This window comes from Rhizorhabdus sp. GW822-FHT03C02 (assembly GCF_058801765.1).
In genome coordinates this window covers 152,145-169,540 of the sequence record NZ_JBXANN010000001.1, presented here as the reverse complement: position 1 = coordinate 169,540, position 17,396 = coordinate 152,145, and the positions used below count along the sequence as shown (strand labels likewise).

16 protein-coding genes are annotated in these 17,396 nt (G+C 67.2%); 9 read left to right on the top strand and 7 right to left on the bottom strand.

Features of this window, described 5'->3' with window-relative positions:
- Window positions 1–9 precede the first annotated feature (9 nt).
- From AC1RM6_RS00775 to AC1RM6_RS00765, 3 genes are all read left to right on the top strand, one after another.
- Window positions 10–978: a type II secretion system F family protein gene (locus AC1RM6_RS00775; protein ID WP_493099486.1), complete on the top strand. Its 969-nt coding sequence runs from the start codon at window positions 10–12 to the stop codon at window positions 976–978.
- Window position 979: 1 nt separating this feature from the next.
- Window positions 980–1,975 carry a type II secretion system F family protein gene (locus tag AC1RM6_RS00770; protein ID WP_493097679.1) on the top strand — a complete coding sequence of 332 codons (996 nt, stop codon included), beginning with the start codon at window positions 980–982 and terminating at the stop codon, window positions 1,973–1,975.
- 101 nt (window positions 1,976–2,076) lie between these two features.
- On the top strand, window positions 2,077–2,655 hold the full coding sequence (locus AC1RM6_RS00765; protein WP_493097678.1) for a helix-hairpin-helix domain-containing protein: 579 nt from the start codon (window positions 2,077–2,079) through the stop codon (window positions 2,653–2,655).
- Between the two features lie 5 nt (window positions 2,656–2,660).
- Here AC1RM6_RS00765 and AC1RM6_RS00760 read toward each other — a convergent pair whose 3' ends face one another.
- From AC1RM6_RS00760 to AC1RM6_RS00745, 4 genes are all read right to left on the bottom strand, one after another.
- Window positions 2,661–3,854, bottom strand: a complete 1,194-nt coding sequence (locus AC1RM6_RS00760) for a DUF418 domain-containing protein (RefSeq protein WP_493097677.1) — start codon at window positions 3,852–3,854, stop codon at window positions 2,661–2,663.
- A 37-nt stretch (window positions 3,855–3,891) separates the two neighbouring features.
- A complete protein-coding gene (gene ppdK, locus AC1RM6_RS00755) occupies window positions 3,892–6,570 on the bottom strand; it encodes a pyruvate, phosphate dikinase (RefSeq protein ID WP_493097676.1) in 2,679 nt (892 codons plus the stop codon).
- Between the two features lie 57 nt (window positions 6,571–6,627).
- Window positions 6,628–8,682 (bottom strand): glycine--tRNA ligase subunit beta, encoded by a 2,055-nt coding sequence (gene glyS, locus AC1RM6_RS00750; protein ID WP_493097675.1) that lies wholly within the window; start codon window positions 8,680–8,682, stop codon window positions 6,628–6,630.
- A 187-nt stretch (window positions 8,683–8,869) separates the two neighbouring features.
- Complete coding sequence (locus AC1RM6_RS00745; RefSeq protein ID WP_493097674.1) at window positions 8,870–9,763, bottom strand: glycine--tRNA ligase subunit alpha; 894 nt, start codon at window positions 9,761–9,763, stop codon at window positions 8,870–8,872.
- 135 nt (window positions 9,764–9,898) lie between these two features.
- Here AC1RM6_RS00745 and AC1RM6_RS00740 point away from each other — a divergent pair, with 135 nt between their 5' ends.
- The 4 genes from AC1RM6_RS00740 to AC1RM6_RS00725 all read left to right on the top strand — a co-directional run bounded on the left by AC1RM6_RS00740 (window position 9,899) and on the right by AC1RM6_RS00725 (window position 12,884).
- Window positions 9,899–10,795 (top strand): TraB/GumN family protein, encoded by an 897-nt coding sequence (locus tag AC1RM6_RS00740; RefSeq protein WP_493097673.1) that lies wholly within the window; start codon window positions 9,899–9,901, stop codon window positions 10,793–10,795.
- Window positions 10,796–10,890: 95 nt separating this feature from the next.
- Entirely contained in the window at window positions 10,891–11,844 is a 954-nt protein-coding gene (locus AC1RM6_RS00735) for a DUF481 domain-containing protein (RefSeq protein WP_493097672.1), read from the top strand.
- Between the two features lie 26 nt (window positions 11,845–11,870).
- Complete coding sequence (locus AC1RM6_RS00730; RefSeq protein ID WP_493097671.1) at window positions 11,871–12,107, top strand: hypothetical protein; 237 nt, start codon at window positions 11,871–11,873, stop codon at window positions 12,105–12,107.
- A 111-nt stretch (window positions 12,108–12,218) separates the two neighbouring features.
- A complete protein-coding gene (locus tag AC1RM6_RS00725) occupies window positions 12,219–12,884 on the top strand; it encodes a 50S ribosomal protein L25/general stress protein Ctc (protein ID WP_493097670.1) in 666 nt (221 codons plus the stop codon).
- Window positions 12,885–13,074: 190 nt separating this feature from the next.
- Here the strand turns inward: AC1RM6_RS00725 and AC1RM6_RS00720 are convergent, their stop codons facing one another.
- Window positions 13,075–14,526, bottom strand: coding sequence for a S41 family peptidase (locus tag AC1RM6_RS00720; protein WP_493097669.1), 1,452 nt, complete (start codon window positions 14,524–14,526; stop codon window positions 13,075–13,077).
- Window positions 14,527–14,657: 131 nt separating this feature from the next.
- Here AC1RM6_RS00720 and pth point away from each other — a divergent pair, with 131 nt between their 5' ends.
- Window positions 14,658–15,224, top strand: a complete 567-nt coding sequence (gene pth / locus AC1RM6_RS00715) for an aminoacyl-tRNA hydrolase (RefSeq protein WP_493097668.1) — start codon at window positions 14,658–14,660, stop codon at window positions 15,222–15,224.
- Window positions 15,225–15,227: 3 nt separating this feature from the next.
- Here the strand turns inward: pth and AC1RM6_RS00710 are convergent, their stop codons facing one another.
- Together AC1RM6_RS00710 and AC1RM6_RS00705 are read right to left on the bottom strand one after the other, a co-directional pair.
- The gene (locus tag AC1RM6_RS00710) at window positions 15,228–15,866 is read right to left on the bottom strand and encodes a TMEM175 family protein (RefSeq protein ID WP_493097667.1); all 639 of its coding nucleotides are present in this window, start codon (window positions 15,864–15,866) and stop codon (window positions 15,228–15,230) included.
- A 79-nt stretch (window positions 15,867–15,945) separates the two neighbouring features.
- On the bottom strand, window positions 15,946–16,506 hold the full coding sequence (locus tag AC1RM6_RS00705) for an alpha-ketoglutarate-dependent dioxygenase AlkB (protein WP_493097666.1): 561 nt from the start codon (window positions 16,504–16,506) through the stop codon (window positions 15,946–15,948).
- Window positions 16,507–16,572: 66 nt separating this feature from the next.
- On the opposite strand from AC1RM6_RS00705, the gene xth reads away from it, so the two are divergent.
- A complete protein-coding gene (gene xth, locus AC1RM6_RS00700; RefSeq protein WP_493097665.1) occupies window positions 16,573–17,346 on the top strand; it encodes an exodeoxyribonuclease III in 774 nt (257 codons plus the stop codon).
- The last annotated feature ends 50 nt before the right edge of the window (window positions 17,347–17,396 follow it).

Below are 17,396 nucleotides of genomic sequence, written 5' to 3'. Positions count from 1 at the left end.
CCCGTGACGATGCTGATCCTCTTCGCCACCCTGCTGGGCGGCATGCTGCTGATGGCGTGGCTGCTGGTGCAGCCGCAGGCGCAGCGCGCCAAGGCGCGGCGGCTGGCGGCGGTGCGCGGACGCCACAATGTCTCGGGCGAGGCGGTGGTCAGCGAGCAGGTCCGCAAGCTGCTGATGAGCCGCGCGGCGATCGCCAAGGGCAAGCCGACATTGATGATGCGGCTGGTGCTCGATCCGCACGAGATACAGCGCCGGATCGAAGCCGCCGGCAAGCATTGGCCGGTCCAGCATTATTATGTCGGATCGGGGCTCGCCGCCGGCCTCCCCTTCTTCGCGCTGCTGATCGCCGGCCTCCCCTTCTGGATGGCGCTGGTCTTCGCCGCCGCCTGCGGGCTCGGCCTGCCGCGGATGGTGCTCGGCATCGTCGCCAGAAGGCGGCTCGCCGCCTTCATCGCGCGTTTTCCCGACGCGATCGAACTGCTGGTCCGCGGCCTGCGCGCCGGCCTGCCGATCGCCGAGACGATGGGCGCGGTCGCCGGCGAGATCGAAGGCCCGGTCGGCAGCGAATTCCAGGCGGTGTCCGATCGCATGAAGATCGGCCGCACCCTCGAAGGCGCGCTCCAGGAAACCGCCGACCGGCTCGGCACCGCCGAGTTCCAGTTCTTCGTGATCACCCTGGCGATCCAGCGCGAGACCGGCGGCAACCTCGCCGAGACCCTGTCGAACCTGTCCGACGTGCTGCGCAAGCGGATGCAGATGAAGCTCAAGATCGCGGCGATGTCGTCCGAATCCAAGGCCTCGGCCTGGATCATCGGCGTGCTGCCGTTCATGGTGTTCGGCATCATCAGCTTCATCAGCCCGGCCTATATGGGCGGCTTCTTCACCGACATGCGGCTGATGATCGCCGGCATGGTGGGCATGGTCTGGATGGCGATCGGCGCCTTCATCATGCGCCAGATGATCAATTTCGAGATCTGACATGCCCCCACATCCCGTCGACGCCCATTTCTACCGCACCCTGATCTCGATCGCGATGGCACTCGCCACCGCGGTGGTGATGCTGATCCTCGGCCATTCGGTGATCAGGACGATGGGCCGCGATCCGATGGCGCGCCGGGTGCGCGCGCTCAACGACCGCCGCGAACAGTTGAAGGCCGGCGTCGCCGCCTCGAAGACCCGCCGCCGCGCCAAGCTCGAACAGAAGAACAGCGTCTCGGTCGACCGGATGAAGAAATTCCTGTCGTCGGCCAAGATGCTCCAGGATTCGCAGCTCAAGGCGGCATCGCTCAACCTCGCCCGCGCCGGCATCCGTACCAAGGACGCCGCGATCACCGTGATCTTCTTCCGGCTGGTGGCGCCGGTGCTGATCGGCGGGACCGCGGTAATCGGCGTCTATGTGCTCCACTGGTTTCCCGAATGGAGCGCGTTCAAACATTATATGCTCGTCGCCGGCGCGCTGATCGGCAGCTACAAGGCGCCCGACATCTATGTGAAGAATCTGATGACCAAGCGTCAGACCGCGATCCGCAAGGCGCTGCCCGACGCGCTCGACCTGATGGTGATCTGCGCCGAGGCGGGCCTGACCGTCGACATGGCCTTCAACCGCGTCTCGCGCGAACTCGCCAAGGCCTATCCCGAACTCGGCGACGAATTCGCGCTGACCGCGATCGAACTCGGCTTCCTGACCGACCGCCGCATGGCGCTCGAAAATCTCGCCCAGCGCGTCAATCTCGATGCGATCCGCGGCGTCGTCACGACGATGATCCAGACCGAGAAATATGGCACCCCGCTGGCAGGCGCGCTCCGCGTGCTGTCGGCCGAATTCCGCCACGAACGGATGATGCGCGCCGAAGAAAAGGCCGCCCGGCTGCCGGCGATCATGACGGTGCCGCTCATCCTGTTCATCCTGCCGGTGCTGTTCATCGTCATCCTCGGACCGGCGGCCTGCTCGATCTCCGACAACATGATGCACTAGGTTGATCGTCACTGTGCCGTTTTGGTGCAGTGCGACCAAGCGTACGGAACGCTACTCCCCCGAAACGGTTATCGCCGCCAGAAATGGGAGAGCTTCAGCTAATGTTCGACTTCACCACCAACCAATGGGCGATCGTCGGGCTCGTGTTCGTGCTCGGCTGGCTGCTCGGCCTGTTCATGCTCGCCGGTGGCCGCAAGTGGCGCAAGGCGTACGAGGCCGAACGCGCGGCGCGGATCGAGGCCGAACGCGCGCGCGACGAACGTGAGGCACGGATCGTCGAACTCGCCGGCGAACGCGACCGGCGCATCGCGCTGGAGAAGGATATCGAGGCGCATGGCGCGCGCAGCGCCGCCGCCAATGCCCGGATCGCCGAACTCGAACGCCGCGACATCGGCAGCCCGGTGACCGGCTCGACCGCCGGATCGATCGCCGCGGCAGCGGCGGGTAATCGCGACGACCTCGCCCGCATCTACGGCGTCGGCCGCAATGGCGAGGTTCGGCTCAACGATGTCGGCATCCACCGCTACAAGGATATCGTCGCGCTCAGCGCCGCCGACGAAGCCGCGCTCGAGGGCCGGCTCGCCTTGCCCGCCGGCACGATCGCCGACCAGCGCTGGCGCGAGCAGGCCGAATTGCTGGCCAGCGGCAAGACCGACGAGCACGCCCGGCTGTTCGCCTGAAAGCATCATTTTCGTCGCCCCGATCCGGGGGCCGGGGCGACGATGTGTGGCCGCACCCCATAGGTCCCCCAGCGCCACAGCCATTCGACCGGCCCATAAGCAAACCAGCGCAGCCAGATCGCCGCCATCATCATCTGGCCGCCGACGATCAGGCCGGCGATGCCCCAGGCCGACCAGCCGCCGACGCTGCCCCATAGCCCGAGCCCGAAGCCCGAGAAGACCCACGCGCCGATCAGGTTCTGCATCAGGTAGAAGGTCAGCGCCATCCGGCCGAACCGCGCCCATGGCCGGCTCCAGGCGCGGAAGCCGGCGCCGCGCCACAGCAGCAGGAACAGGCCGAGATGGCCCAGCGTCATCGCCAGCCGCCCCGGCTGGTCGAGCAGGTCCGACAGCGCCGACGCCTCGCCGCCCGCGCGCCACACCAGCATCACATGCGCGATCCGCACCGGCAGGCCGATGCCATAGCCGAACAGCGCCAGCCGGCCGGGCAGCGCGCTGTCGCGGTCGAACGCCCCGCTGCGATAGAGGACGATCCCGATCAGCATCGGTCCGGCGGCATCTCCGACCCAGCGCAGGCTGCCGGCATTGACCGTCCATGCCCAGCTCACCGCAGCCATATAGGCCAAAGTATCGCCATAGCCGCCGAGCCGCGCCGCCTCCTCGCGGTCCCACATCGCGGTGGTGTAGACATCCGCGCCCGGCGGCATCAGCGCGGCGTCGCCCGCCTGCCACAAGGCGACGAAGACGAGGATCACCAGCGCCGCGACGATCATATGGCTGCGCGGCAGCCCGCGCATCGCGAAGACGAGGATCCCGGTCAGCGCATAGGTCGTCAATATGTCGCCGGGCCACAGCAACAGGGTCGCGTCGATCACCCCGAACAGGAACAGCAGGCCGAGCCGCCGCGCATAGAGCCGCGCGCGCTCCGCCTCGTCGCCATGATCGAGGAAGATCAGCAGTCCGACCCCGAACAGCATCGAGAACAGCCCGCGCATCGCCCCGTGCACGAACATCTGCGCGAGCAGCCAGACCTGCCAGTCGCCGTCGGCCAATAGCGGCGGGCCTATCGGCCGGTCCATCGCCACCGGACCCGCCATGCCGAGGATGTTGATCAGCAATATCCCCGCCAGCGCGATCCCGCGCAGCGTGTCGAGCGCGACGATCCGGGCACCTGGGGCGGTTGGGCGGATGTCGCTCATCCGCCCTTATTGCCGCGCCGGTACCGCGCTGGGAAGATCAGCCCCGATTCTTGAGCGCCGCCTGCGCCGCCGCCAGCCGGGCGATCGGCACGCGATAGGGCGAGGCCGAGACATAATCGAGCCCGATCGTCTCGCAGAAGGCGATCGAGGCGGGGTCGCCGCCATGTTCGCCGCAGATGCCGAGCTTGATGTTCGGGCGGGTCTTGCGACCGCGCTCGGCGGCGATCTCGATCAGTTCGCCGACGCCCTCGACATCGAGGGTGACGAACGGATCGCGCGCATAGATGCCCTTGTCGACATAGGTCGTCAGGAAGCGGCCGGCATCGTCGCGCGAGACGCCGAGCGTGGTCTGGGTGAGATCGTTGGTGCCGAACGAGAAGAACTCGCCGACTTCGGCGATCTCGCCGGCCTTGAGCGCCGCGCGCGGCAGTTCGATCATCGTGCCGACCAGATATTCGAGGGTGACCCCGCGTTCGGCGAACACCGCCTTGGCCGCCTTGTCGATCACCGCCTTCATCAGCTCGAGCTCGCGCTTGGTCGCGACCAGCGGCACCATCACCTCGGGGATCGGCGGCGCGATGCCGCCGTCCTTGGCGGCGACGTCGCACGCCGCCTCGAAGATCGCCCGCGCCTGCATCTCGTAGATCTCGGGATAGGTCACGCCGAGACGGCAGCCGCGATGGCCGAGCATCGGATTATATTCGTGCAGTTCGGTCGCGCGGCGGCGCAGCGCCTCGACCCCGATCCCGGTCGCGGTGGCGACCTCGACGAAATCGGCCTCCTCGTGCGGCAGGAATTCGTGGAGCGGCGGATCGAGCAGGCGGATCGTCACCGGCAGGCCCGACATGATCTCGAAGATCGCGGTGAAGTCGGCGCGCTGCTCGGGCAGCAGCTTGTCGAGCGCGACGCGGCGGCCCTTCTCGTCCTCGGCGAGGATCATCTGGCGAACCAGCGTGATCCGCGCGGCATCGAAGAACATATGCTCGGTGCGGCAGAGACCGACGCCCTCGGCGCCGAAGATCCGCGCGGTCTTGCAGTCGAGCGGGGTCTCGGCATTGGCGCGAACCTTCAGACGCCGGACCTTGTCGGCCCAGCCCATCAACGTGCCGAAATCGCCGGCCAGCTCGGGCTGCACCGTCGGCACCGCGCCGAGCATCACCTCGCCGGTGGCGCCGTCGATGGTGATGATGTCGCCCTCGCGGACCTCGCGGCCGGCGACGCGGAAGCTCTTCGCCTTGACGTCGATCGCGAGACTGCCGACCCCCGACACGCACGGGCGGCCCATGCCGCGGGCGACGACCGCCGCATGGCTGGTCATCCCGCCGCGCGCGGTAAGGATGCCCTTGGCGGCGTGCATGCCGTGGATGTCCTCGGGGCTCGTCTCGGTGCGCACCAGGATCACCGCGTCGCCCAGTTCGGCGCGCTTCTCGGCGGTGTCGGCGTCGAACACGACCTGGCCCGAGGCCGCACCCGGCGATGCCGGCAGGCCCTTGGCGATGACGTCGCGATGCGCCTTGGGATCGAGTGTCGGGTGGAGCAGCTGGTCGAGCGCCGCCGGGTCGACACGGGCGACCGCCTCTTCCTCGGTGATCAGCCCTTCATTGGCCATGTCGACCGCGATCTTGAGCGCGGCCTGCGCGGTGCGCTTGCCGCTACGCGTCTGCAGCATCCACAGCTTGCCCTGCTGCACCGTGAACTCGATGTCCTGCATGTCGCGATAATGGACTTCGAGCAGGTCGAACACCTTGGCGAGCTCGCCATAGACGGTCGGCAGCGCCTCTTCCATCGACGCCGGCTTGGCACCGGCATTTTCGCGGGCCTGCTTGGTCAGATATTGCGGGGTGCGGATGCCGGCAACGACGTCCTCGCCCTGCGCGTTGATCAGGAACTCCCCATAATAAGCGCGGTCGCCCTTCGACGGATCGCGGGTGAACGCGACCCCGGTCGCCGAGGTGTCGCCCATATTGCCGAACACCATCGCCTGGACATTGACCGCGGTGCCCCATTCGCCGGGGATGTCGTTGAGCCGGCGATAGATCTTGGCGCGCTCGCACTGCCATGACCCGAACACCGCGCCGATCGCGCCCCACAGCTGCTCGTGGACGTCCTGCGGGAAGGGCTTGCCGTCCCACAGCTCGACCACCAGCTCCTTGTAGCGGCCGACCAGCTTCTGCCAGTCGTCGGCGGTCAGCTCGGTGTCGAGATTATAGCCCTTGTCTTCCTTGGCGATCTCGAGCGCTTCCTCGAAGGCGCTGTGATCGAGCTCGAGGACGACGTCCGAATACATCTGGATGAAGCGGCGATAGCTGTCCCAGGCGAAGCGCGCATCGCCCGACGTGGCGACCAGCCCTTCGACGGTCTGGTCGTTCAGGCCGAGGTTGAGGACGGTGTCCATCATCCCCGGCATCGAGATCCGCGCGCCCGAGCGCACCGACACCAGCAGCGGGTCGGACGCGTCGCCGAACTTCTTGTTGGTGATCGCCTCGATATGGGCGATGCCGTTGGCGACTTCGTCCTTCAGGCTGGCGGGAAAGGCCTCGCCTTCCTCATAATAGCGCGCGCACATCTCGGTCGAGATGGTGAAGCCCGGGGGAACCGGCAGGCCGATCGACGCCATCTCCGCGAGATTCGCGCCTTTGCCGCCGAGCAGATTCTTGTCGCCCTTGCCGCCGTCGGACACGCCGCCGCCGAAACGATAGACATAATGCGCCGTCATACGCCGTCACTTCCTCCTGCACGGCCCCTCCCCTTTCATGGGGTTTGGGCAATCGAATCAGCCTTCTATTTTCGAGAAGTCGGCAACATTGTGCACCGCAGCACGAAATTTATCAAGAATGGCCAGACGCGTGTTTCTTTTGTTCGTATTAGCGTCGTTGACGATAACATCGGTAAAGAATGCGTCGATCGGTCCCCTGAGCGAGGCCAGCGCCGACATCGCGCCGGCAAAATCCTCGGCCTCGACCGCGGCCTGCGCCTGCGGCTCGGCCGCCGCGAGAGCGGCCACCAGCGCCGCTTCAGCCGCTTCCGGATCATAGTCCGGCACGGACGACGCGCCCTCGGGCACCCCGCCTTCCTTCTTCAGGATATTGGCGGCGCGCTTGTAGCCGGCGAGCAGGTTGGTGCCATCCTCGGTCCCGACGAACGCCTGCAACGCCTGAACCCGCGCGAGCAGCCGGACGAGATCGTCCTCGCCGCCGAGCGCCAGCACCGCGTCGATCAGGTCGTGGCGAATGCCCGCCTCGCGCTGCTGGACCTTGAGGCGGTCGGCGAAGAAGTCGAGCAGTTCGCCGCTGTCGAGGCCGCTGCCGCCCTCGCCCAGCCCGGCCTTCGCCTGCTCGAACGCCACGAGCAGCCGGATGCGGGTGCCGTTGACCAGGATCGTCTGGATCGTCTGCAGCGCGGCGCGGCGAAGCGCGAACGGATCCTTCGACCCGGTCGGCTTGATGCCGCGTGCAAAGAAAGCCGCGAGCGTGTCGATCCGGTCGGCGAGCGCGACGCAGGCCGGGATGCAGCCTTCGACCGCGGCGACATATTGCTGCTGCAACGCCGACACCGTCCCCGGCTTCTCGCCGGCGCGGTCGGCATAATAGCCGCCCATCACGCCCTGCAGTTCGGGGAACTCGCCGACCATCGCGGTGGCCAGATCGGCCTTGGCGAGCAGCCCCGCACGCGCCGCGGTTTCGGGGTCCCGCTCGGGAAAATAGGCGTTCGCGATCCAGGCCGACAGCGCGGCGATCCGGTCGGCCTTCGCGCGCAACGTCCCCATGCCCTCGTAGAAGAGCATGGCTTCGAGCTTGGGCAGATAGGCGTCGAGCGGAATCTTGAGATCCTGCTCCCAGAAGAATTTGGCGTCCGACAGCCGGGCCGCCAGCACCTTGCCATTGCCCGCGACGATCGCCGCGCCGCCATCCTTCGCCTCGATATTGGCGGTGCAGATGAACGCCGGCGCGAGCTTGCCGTCGGCGCCGTTGAGCACGAAATATTTCTGGTTGGTGCGCAGGGTGAGCTGGATCACCTCGCGCGGCACGTCGAGGAAGGCCGGATCGAAATGACCGAGCAGCGGCACCGGCCATTCGGTGAGCCCGGCATTTTCGGCGACGAGGCCCTCGTCGGGGATCACGGTCAGCCCGGCGCCGTCGGCGGCGATCGCGGCGGCGTCGCGGATGATCGTGCGGCGCTCCTCGGAATCGACGATGACATGGCAGGCGCGCAGCTTGGCGGCATAGTCGCCGGCATTGCCGATCGTGATCGGCCCGCTGTGGTGGAAGCGGTGGCCGACGGTCGCGGCGCCGCTGGCGACGCCGTCGATCTCGAACGGGACGACATCGTCGCCGAGCAGTGCGACGATCCCCTGGAGCGGACGCACCCAGCGCAGCGCGCTGGTCGAGATCGAGGCCGTGCCCGACCGCATCGACTTGGGCCAGGGAAAGGCGCGCACGATCGCCGGGATCGCCTCGGCGAGCACCGTCGCGGTCGCCCGGCCCGGCTTGTCGATCACCGCGAACAGCACCGTGTTGCCCTTGGCATCGGTACGCTCGACGAGCTGGTCGCGGCTGAGCCCGGTCTTGCCGAGGAAGCCGGCGAGCGCCTGCTCGGGCGCATCGGCGCGCGGCCCCTTGATCTCCTCCGACACCGAGGCGGTCTCGAGCGGCAGGCCGGTCGCGATCAGCGCGAGCCGGCGCGGGGTGACGTAGCTGATCAAACTGTCGGGCTTGAGCCCGGCCTTGGCGAGTTCGTCGCCGAACAGCCGCGCGAGATCGGCCGACGCCTTCTCCTGCATCCGCGCGGGGATTTCCTCGGAGAGGAGTTCGAGCAGGAAATCGGTCATCGGGCGATCTCCAGCATTCCCTCTCCCTGCAGGGGAGAGGGAGGGGCCCGCCGCGCAGCGGTGGGAGGGTGAGGGCACGAGGCAAGCGGCAGCGCATAAGGCAAGCGCGTGCCCTCACCCTCCCAAGCCTGCGGCTTGGGCCCCTCCCTCTCCCCAAGTGGGAGAGGGGAAAATTGCATGGCCATCGTCACGCCTCCCACCCGTTGTGGCGCATCCAGGCGGCACAGGCCCCCTTCGCCAGTTCGCGGACGCGGCCGATATAGGCCTGGCGCTCGGCGACCGAGATCACCCCGCGCGCCTGGAGCGTGTTGAAGATATGGCTGGCCTTGATCGCCTGGTCATAGGCCGGCAGCGGCAGCGGCGTGTCGCGGTCGAGCAGCGCGCGGCATTCGTCGGCGGCCAGGGTGAACTGGGTGAACAGCGTCTCGGTGTTCGCCGCCTCGAAATTATAGGCGCTGAACTGGCGCTCATTCTCGAGGAAGATGTCGCCATAGCTGACCGCGCGGTTCTTGCCCGGCACCGGATCGTTGAAGGCGAGGTCGTAGACATTGTCGACGCCCTGGATGTACATCGCCAGCCGTTCGAGGCCGTAGGTCAGCTCGCCCGCGACCGGCTTGCAGTCATAGCCGCCGACCTGCTGGAAATAGGTGAACTGCGACACTTCCATGCCGTCGCACCAGACCTCCCAGCCCAGCCCCCAGGCGCCCAGCGTCGGGCTCTCCCAGTCGTCCTCGACGAAGCGGATGTCGTGGAGCAGCGGGTCGATGCCGATCCGCGCGAGCGAGCCGAGATAGAGTTCCTGCAGGTTCGACGGGTTGGGCTTCAGGATCACCTGATACTGATAATAATGGCCGAGCCGGTTGGGGTTCTCGCCATAGCGGCCGTCGGTCGGCCGGCGGCACGGCTGGACATAGGCGGCGTTCCATTCGTCGGGGCCGAGCGCACGTAGAGTCGTCGCCGGATGGAAGGTGCCCGCGCCCATTTCCATGTCGTAGGGCTGGAGGATCGCGCAGCCCTGTTCGGCCCAATAATCGTGGAGGGTCAGGATCAGGCGCTGGAACGAGAGCGGCTTGCTGGCCAAGGGACTGCCTTCATCACGGGTGGCGGAAACGGAAACGCCCTTTGCGTCATGGGCCCGGCAGGGTCAACAAGGCTGGCGGAGGATAAGCGGCAGCCCGCACTTATAATCGACCGCCGGCCGTCCTACTCTAGAGCCATGAAGCTCTTCCGCCGCGCGCTCGCCGCCGTCATCGCCCTGGCCTCCCCGCTGCTGGCCGCCACCCCGCTCTCGGCCGGTTCGCTCCAGGCGCCGTCGCCGGCGATGTGGAAGTTCGGCGACGCCGACACCACCATCTATCTCTACGGCACGATCCACGCGCTGCCCGCCGGCTTCCAGTGGCGCGACCCCAGGCTCGAGGCGGCGATCGCCTCCGCCGACACGCTGGTGATCGAGACGCTGATCGACAAGGATCCGGGCGCGATCTACCGGCTGATGCCGCCGCCCGATCCCAGCCTGCCGCCGATCGCCGAGCGGGTGCCGGCCAAGAGCCGCAAGCCGTTGCTCGCGTTGCTCCAGCAGTCGGGGCTGCAGGAGCAGACGCTCGATCGCATGCCGACCTGGCAGGCGGCGTTCATGCTGATGGGGGCGATGATGCGCGACGTCGGTGCCGAACGCGGCGCCGGTGTCGAGCAGAGCCTGGTGCCGTCGTTCGAGAACCCCACCGCGCCGAAGAAGATCGAGGCGCTGGAGACCGCGTCGCAGCAGCTCAAATTGTTCGCCGACCTGTCCGAGGCCGACCAGCGCGAGCTGCTGACCTCGATGGTCGACGGGCGCGGCAATGCCAGGTCGGACTATGCCAAGATGCTCAAGAGCTGGTCGCGCGGCGACGAACGCGCGATCGCCAAGGCGTTCGAGAGCGACGAGGATCTGACCCCGCATCTGCGCGACGTGCTGCTCAAGCAGCGCAACGCCGCCTGGGCGAAATGGCTCAAGAACCGGCTCGCCACCCCCGGCACGGTGTTCGTCGCGGTCGGCGCGGGCCATCTCGCCGGGCCGCTGTCGGTCCAGACGATGCTCGCCGAGGAAGGCGTCAAGGTTGAGCGGATAAGATAAAACTGCGGGAACCCGCGCTTTCCGGTCGTCGTTCAAGCTGGGTACAGGCATGCCCGGCCAATCGGGCCTGCCCTTTGCCAAGCTGAAAGGACAAGATGAGCCGCGCCCTCATCCGCTCCGCCATCGCCCTGTCCGGAACGGTCGCCGTTCCCGCGCTGGCGGTGCCGATCCCGCCGCCGATCCGCGCGATGATCGACACCGCGATCGCCTCGAAGGACGCCGTCACGATCGCGGCGGTGACCTCGGTCGCGAAGAAGACCGCACCCGACAGCGCCGCCGAGATCGAGGCGATCTTCGACGACTATCAGAACCAGCAGCGGACGGCGCAGGCCGAAAAGCTCGAGGCCGAGCGCGAGCGGCTGGCGAGCGCGAGCCTGTTCTCGCTGTGGAAGGGCCAGGTCGAGGTCGGCGGCAGCCGCACCACCGGCAATACCGACACGCTTGGCCTCTACGGGTCGGTCAAAGGCGAACGCAAGGGGCTGCACTGGACCCATTCGCTCACCGCGCGGATCGACTATCAGCAGACCGATGGCCAGCCGACCACCGAACGCATCCTCGCCGCTTATCAGCCGCGCTATCTGCTCAGCCCGGGCTTCTACACTTATGGGCTGACCCAATATGAGCATGACCGCTCGCTCGGCTATCGCGAGCGCCTCACCGCCGGTGCCGGCCTCGGCGTGACGCTGGTCGACAGGCCCGATCTCAAGATCGACGTCGATGTCGGCCCCGCCTTCCGCTACACCCAATTCTACGAGGAACCGCGCGAGAGCCGCATCGCCGGGCGCGGATCGCTCGCGGTGCGCTGGAAGCCGGTCGACCGCATCACCCTGACCGAGGAAGCTTCGGTCTATGGCCAGCGCGGCGGCACCACCGCCGGATCGACCACCGCGATCGACACGGTGCTGTTCGGGCCGGTCAAGGGACGGCTGTCTTATGCGGTCCAATATGAAAGCGACCAGCCCGACGGCCAGAAGCCGCTCGACACGAACGGATTGGATGAAGCGTCGCCCGTGCGCCGCATCACAGCGCACGCCTCGCGAATCGGCTAATCATCCCGGCGAAGGATGGGTATTCGATGGGCAGCAGCACGATCAGTCTCGACAGCATCGCCAGCCAGATGGCGGCCAAAGCCGGCATCGTCTGGGAGCGGCTCAGCGACCATCCGGGCTATCTCAAGAATATCTGGCGCGAGGAGGCCCGGCGCGCAGTGCTCGACGTCGAGCCCGCGGCGAAGATCCAGCCCTGGTCGGTACGCCGCTTCGGCCGGCTGAGCGGTGGCCAGATTCTCAACACCCGCCGCAAGGTCTTCTAACCCTTCCGGCCTTGCGTTTCCGTCCCCATTCCCCTATGCGCGCCCATCCCGTCTGGTCATCCCTGGAGGCAGTCGGGTTTTGGAAACACTTAAGCGAACTGGAGACAGACTATGAGCGATGTGCTCGACCTGTCGGCTGAGACGCGTGATCGGGCAGGCAAGGGAGCCTCCCGTGCCATGCGTCGTGAAGGCCGCGTCCCCGCCGTTATCTACGGCAACAAGCAGGAGCCGACCTCGGTTCACCTCGAAGAAAAGGCGCTGATGAAGCTGCTCCACACCGGGCATTTCTTCAACAGCGTCATCATGCTCGACGTGGCCGGCAAGAAGATCCGCGCGCTGCCCAAGGACGTTCAGTTCCACCCGGTCACCGACCGTCCGCTCCACGCCGACTTCCTGCGCATCGGCGAGCATTCGCAGGTCACCGTCGACGTCCCCGTCCACTTCACCGACGAAGAGCTGTCGCCCGGCATCAAGCGCGGCGGCGTGCTCAACATCGTCGTCCATGACCTCGGCCTGACCGTCGATGCCGCCGAGATCCCCAGCGAGATCAGCATCTCGCTCAAGGGCCTCGACGTCGGCGATGCCATCCATCTCTCGTCGGTCAAGCTGCCCAAGGGCGCCAAGGCCGTCGACGATGGCGAGCTGACGATCGCAACGATCGTCGCGCCGTCGGCGCTGAAGTCCGAGGAAGCCGAAGCCGCTGAAGAAGCCGCCGAAGCGACCGAGGAAGAGGCTCCGGCCGCCGAAGAAGGTTCGGAAGAGAGCAGCGAAGGCTGATCCTTTCGATCCCATAAGACAGAGAGGCCCCGGCGAGCGATCGCCGGGGCCTTTTTGTTTTTGCCCGACATTGTCGGGCGCCCTCAAACGCCGGGCGGGACGCATCCGCGTCCCTTGGCTTCCTCGCAATAAGCTCGGGCGGCCGGTCGGCCTTGCGGAGCCTTCGGCTCCGTTGAATCCTCGTTGGGCCTCAATACAGCCCCGGCACCTCGCGCTGGGCGGGGGTCGGCTTGTCGGCGGTCAGCAGCTCGCGGGTGCCGGTCGATCGCAGCGCCTGCGAGGTCTGGCCGGTGCTGGCGGCGATCGCGGTGCAGCTGCGGCCGGCGAGAAAGTCGAGCGCCTGGCGGGTCGATCCCTCCTGCGCCGAGCCCATCGGATTGGCGAGATCGTCGGTCGCCTGGCAGCTCGCTTCGACCTTGCCGGCGAGGCCGCTATAGTAATCGCCCTGCCGCGACGCGTTCTGCAGCGCGAAGGCGATCACCCGCAGCCGATCGTCGCAGGCCGACCGGTCGAGCGCGATCTGGCCGACCGGCTTGCCATAGGTGTTGGTGCCGATCAGCGCCGAATTGGCGTGGAGATAGGGGGTGAAGGCGTTGATGACGAGTTCGCTGGCCGAGGCCGTCCCCGCCAGACCGATGAAGGCGATCTTGGTCGCGGCGATCGACTGGGTCTTCGGCGCGAAGGTCCGCGTCTCGTTGTTCGAGGATTTTTCCGAGCGGTAGGTGGTGTAGTTGTAGACGTCCGAGGTCGACCGTCCCCCGCCGAGCAGATCGCCCATCAACTGTGCGATCGAGATCAGCCCGCCGCCGTTATAGCGGAAATCGACGATCACCTCGGTGATGCCCTGCGCGCGGAAGCTCGCGAACGCATCGCGCAACGGGGTGTCGGCGCTGGTGATGAAGGTGCGCAGATTGACATAGCCGACCTTGCGCCCGCCATCGTCGATCACCTTGGCGCCATAGCGGCTCGACACCGGGGTGAGATTGTAATCGGCCTTGGCGATGCTGATGTCGCGGGTGACGCCGCCGATGCTGACCCGCAGCAGCCGGCTGACCCCGGCGGTCGCCGGCCCGAGCGCATTGTTGACCCCGGTCGATCCTTCGGCGGCGATGATCGCCCCGACCGTCCTGAGATCGGATGCACTGGTGCCGATCGCCAATATCTCGGTGCCGCGGTCGATCCCGGCGGCAAGCGCCGGCGCACCCTCGAACGCCTCGGTGACGAACACCCGCCGCGCGCTGCTGTCGATCGACAGGCGGATGCCGAAGCCCGCGCTCGACCCCGAGGAGAAGAAGGCATTCTCCTCGGCGATCGATGTCAGATAGGTGAAATAGCGGTCGCGCCCCTGTGCGCGGGCATTGGCGGTCAGCGCGTCGATATAGGCATCGACGGTCGCATAAGACGACGGGTCGAGCGTCGCCGGCAACGTCTCGGGAAACAGATACCATTCGCGCAGTTGCGCCGCCGCCCAGTCCTGCCGGTCGCGCAGCGAGCAGGTGGTGCCGGTCGGCGTGGGAGTCGGCGTCGGCGTCGGCGTTACGGTGCCGCCGGTAGAACCGCCGCTGCTCCCCCCGCCGCCTCCGCCGCAGGACGCCAGCATCGCGGCCAGTCCGATCGTCGCCGCCAGCCGCCGAGCTTTCATCACGCAAACTCCCACCGATGTCGACGCAGGCTAGCCCTGCACCTCGCCTGCGGCAACGGGGGGACGCAACCATATCGGTCTTAGATCGGTACGGCTTGCCGTCCCCCCTCGCCTTCCCTTAAGGCGCGGCGATGCAGATCTGGGTCGGCCTCGGCAATCCTGGCGCACAATATGCGCTCAACCGGCACAATGTCGGCTTCATGGCGGTCGACGCGATCGCCGAGGTCCATGGTTTCGATCCATGGAAGAAGCAGTATCAGGGCTGGACGAGCGCCGGTCGGATCGGGACCGAGCGGATCCTGCTGGTCAAGCCGGCGACCTTCATGAACGAGAGCGGACGCGCGGTCGGCGAGGCGCTGCGCTTCTTCAAGGGCGAGGTCGGCGACGTCACCGTCTTCCACGACGAACTCGACCTCGCGCCGTTCAAGATCAAGGTGAAGACCGGCGGTGGCACCGCCGGGCATAACGGCCTGCGATCGACCGAGGCGCATGTCGGCAATGCCTATCGCCGGGTGCGGATCGGCATCGGCCATCCCGGCCACAAGGACCGGGTGTCGCCTTATGTGCTCGGCAATTACGCCAAGGCCGAGATGGACGATCTCACGCAGATGCTCGGCGCGATCGCCCGGGAGGCACCCTGGCTGGCGGAGGGCAACGACGCCCGCTTCATGAGCGAGATCGCGCTCCGGATGGCGTAAACGCTAGGCTCGTTCGGGCGGCAGCCTGAACCCGGGCAACCGTCGCACCACCATGATCAGTGCCATCCCCAGCATCGCCCAATAATGGGTGAAGAAGGTCAGGCCGACCGTGAGCACCGCCGCCGCCGGCATGATCCAGGCGCGGCGCCGTTCGACCGCGATCCGTGCGGGATCGACGCCGGGCGCGATCAGGTCGGGCCGCAGCGCGACCAGCGTCAGCCAGGTCTTGAACAGTGCCGCAACCAGCAGCGATACCGCGTAGAAGCTGTAGGGAATCTGCGCATCGGCACCGGTCGCGAGCAACGCCGTCGAGAAGGGCAGGAACGCGATCGCCATCAGCATCAGCAGGTTCGGCCAGAGCAGCCGCGCATTGTAGCGGGCCAGATAAGCCATCATCTGGTGGTGGTTCGCCCAGATCGATCCGATCACGAGGAAGCTCAAGGCGAAGGCGCCGAAACTCGGGGTGAGGCCGGCCAGCGCCTCCAGCCATTCGCCATTGCCCGCGTCCGCATGAAGGTGCGGGACATGAACCTCGATGATCAGCAGGGTGATCGCGATCGCGAACACCGCGTCGGAGAAAAATATCATCCGCTCGAGCCCATGCTCGGGCCCATGCCCCTGATGCCCGCCTTCGACCGCCATGCCACTCCCCCAGCCTTGCGCGCGCAGGATGGCGCGACCATCGGCCAGGCGCAACCGTGCGCCCGCACTTATCCGCGCTTTATCGCAGCGTCCGGAAGGTGATCGACCAGCGCGGCACCGCCATCGGCGCGATGCCATGTTCCCAGTCGGTGCGCGCCTCGCCGCGCAGATGATAGATCGAGCGCGGCGCCACCGGCAGCGCGACGCGGTCGAACCCGCCCGGCGTGCGCCGGCGCAGCCGCAGGATCGCCGGGTTGCCGAGCGAGATGCCGACGACATGCTCAAACACCGGCCGGTCGCGGTGCCAGCCGATCCCCGCGCCCGGATCGTAGCGGATCAGCAGCATCTGGACGAGCGTCTCGGCCGCCAGCCCGGCGAACGCCGCCGCCTTCGCGCGCAGCGGCAGCATCGCGTCGGGGATCGGATCGACCTCGCCGAAGCTGCGATCGTCGAAGTCATAGCGCCAGCCGAACGACGCGGTCAGTCGCTTGCCGGTCCAGCCCTGGAAGCGGAAGGGTTCGAGATCGACCGCATCGATCGCGTCGATCAGCGCCTGCTCCTCGGCGGGAGAAATGATGTCCTCGGCAAAGGTCAGGCCGGGGATCAGCGGCGCGGCGAACAGGTCGGGTTGGGTGGCCATCGCCCCGATATGGGGGCGGGCCGCCCGGAACGGAACAGCCCTGTGCTGCGCGATGTTGAAGCGGGCATGAAGATCGCGACCTATAATGTGAACGGGGTCAACGGCCGGCTGCCGGTGCTGTTGCGCTGGCTCGCCGAGGCCGAGCCCGACATCGTCTGCCTCCAGGAATTGAAGGCGCCGCAGGAGAAATTCCCCGAGGCGGCGATCCGCGCCGCGGGTTACAGTCCGATCTGGCACGGGCAGAAGAGCTGGAACGGGGTCGCGATCCTCAGCCGGATCGGCGATCCGGTCGAGACCCGGCGCGGCCTGCCCGACTTCGACGATGCGAGCAGCCGCTATATCGAGGCCGCGGTCAACGGCATCCTGATCGGCGGGCTCTATCTGCCCAACGGCAATCCGCGGCCGGGACCCAGGTTCGACTATAAGCTCGCCTGGTTCGAGCGGCTGATCGACCATGCCGCCGATCTGATCGCCGCGGGCGTGCCGGCGATCCTGGCGGGCGACTACAACGTCATGCCGACCGAGCGCGACGTCTACAAACCCGAACGCTGGACCGACGACGCACTGTTCGCGCCCGAGGTCCGTGCCGCCTATGCGCGGCTGATCGGCCAAGGCTGGACCGATGCGCTGCGCACGCGCCATCCCGACGAGACGATCTACACCTTCTGGGACTATTTCCGGAATGCCTATGCCCGCAATGCCGGGCTGCGGATCGATCATCTGCTGCTGAGCCCGGCGATCGCCGGGCGGCTGGCCGCGGCCGAGGTCGATCGCCATGTCCGGGGATGGGAGAAAAGCAGCGATCATGCGCCGGTCTGGATCGAGCTCGGCCCACCATAACCAACCCAAGTGCGAAATTCGGCATATTTCAGACATTTTAGAGCGTTGGC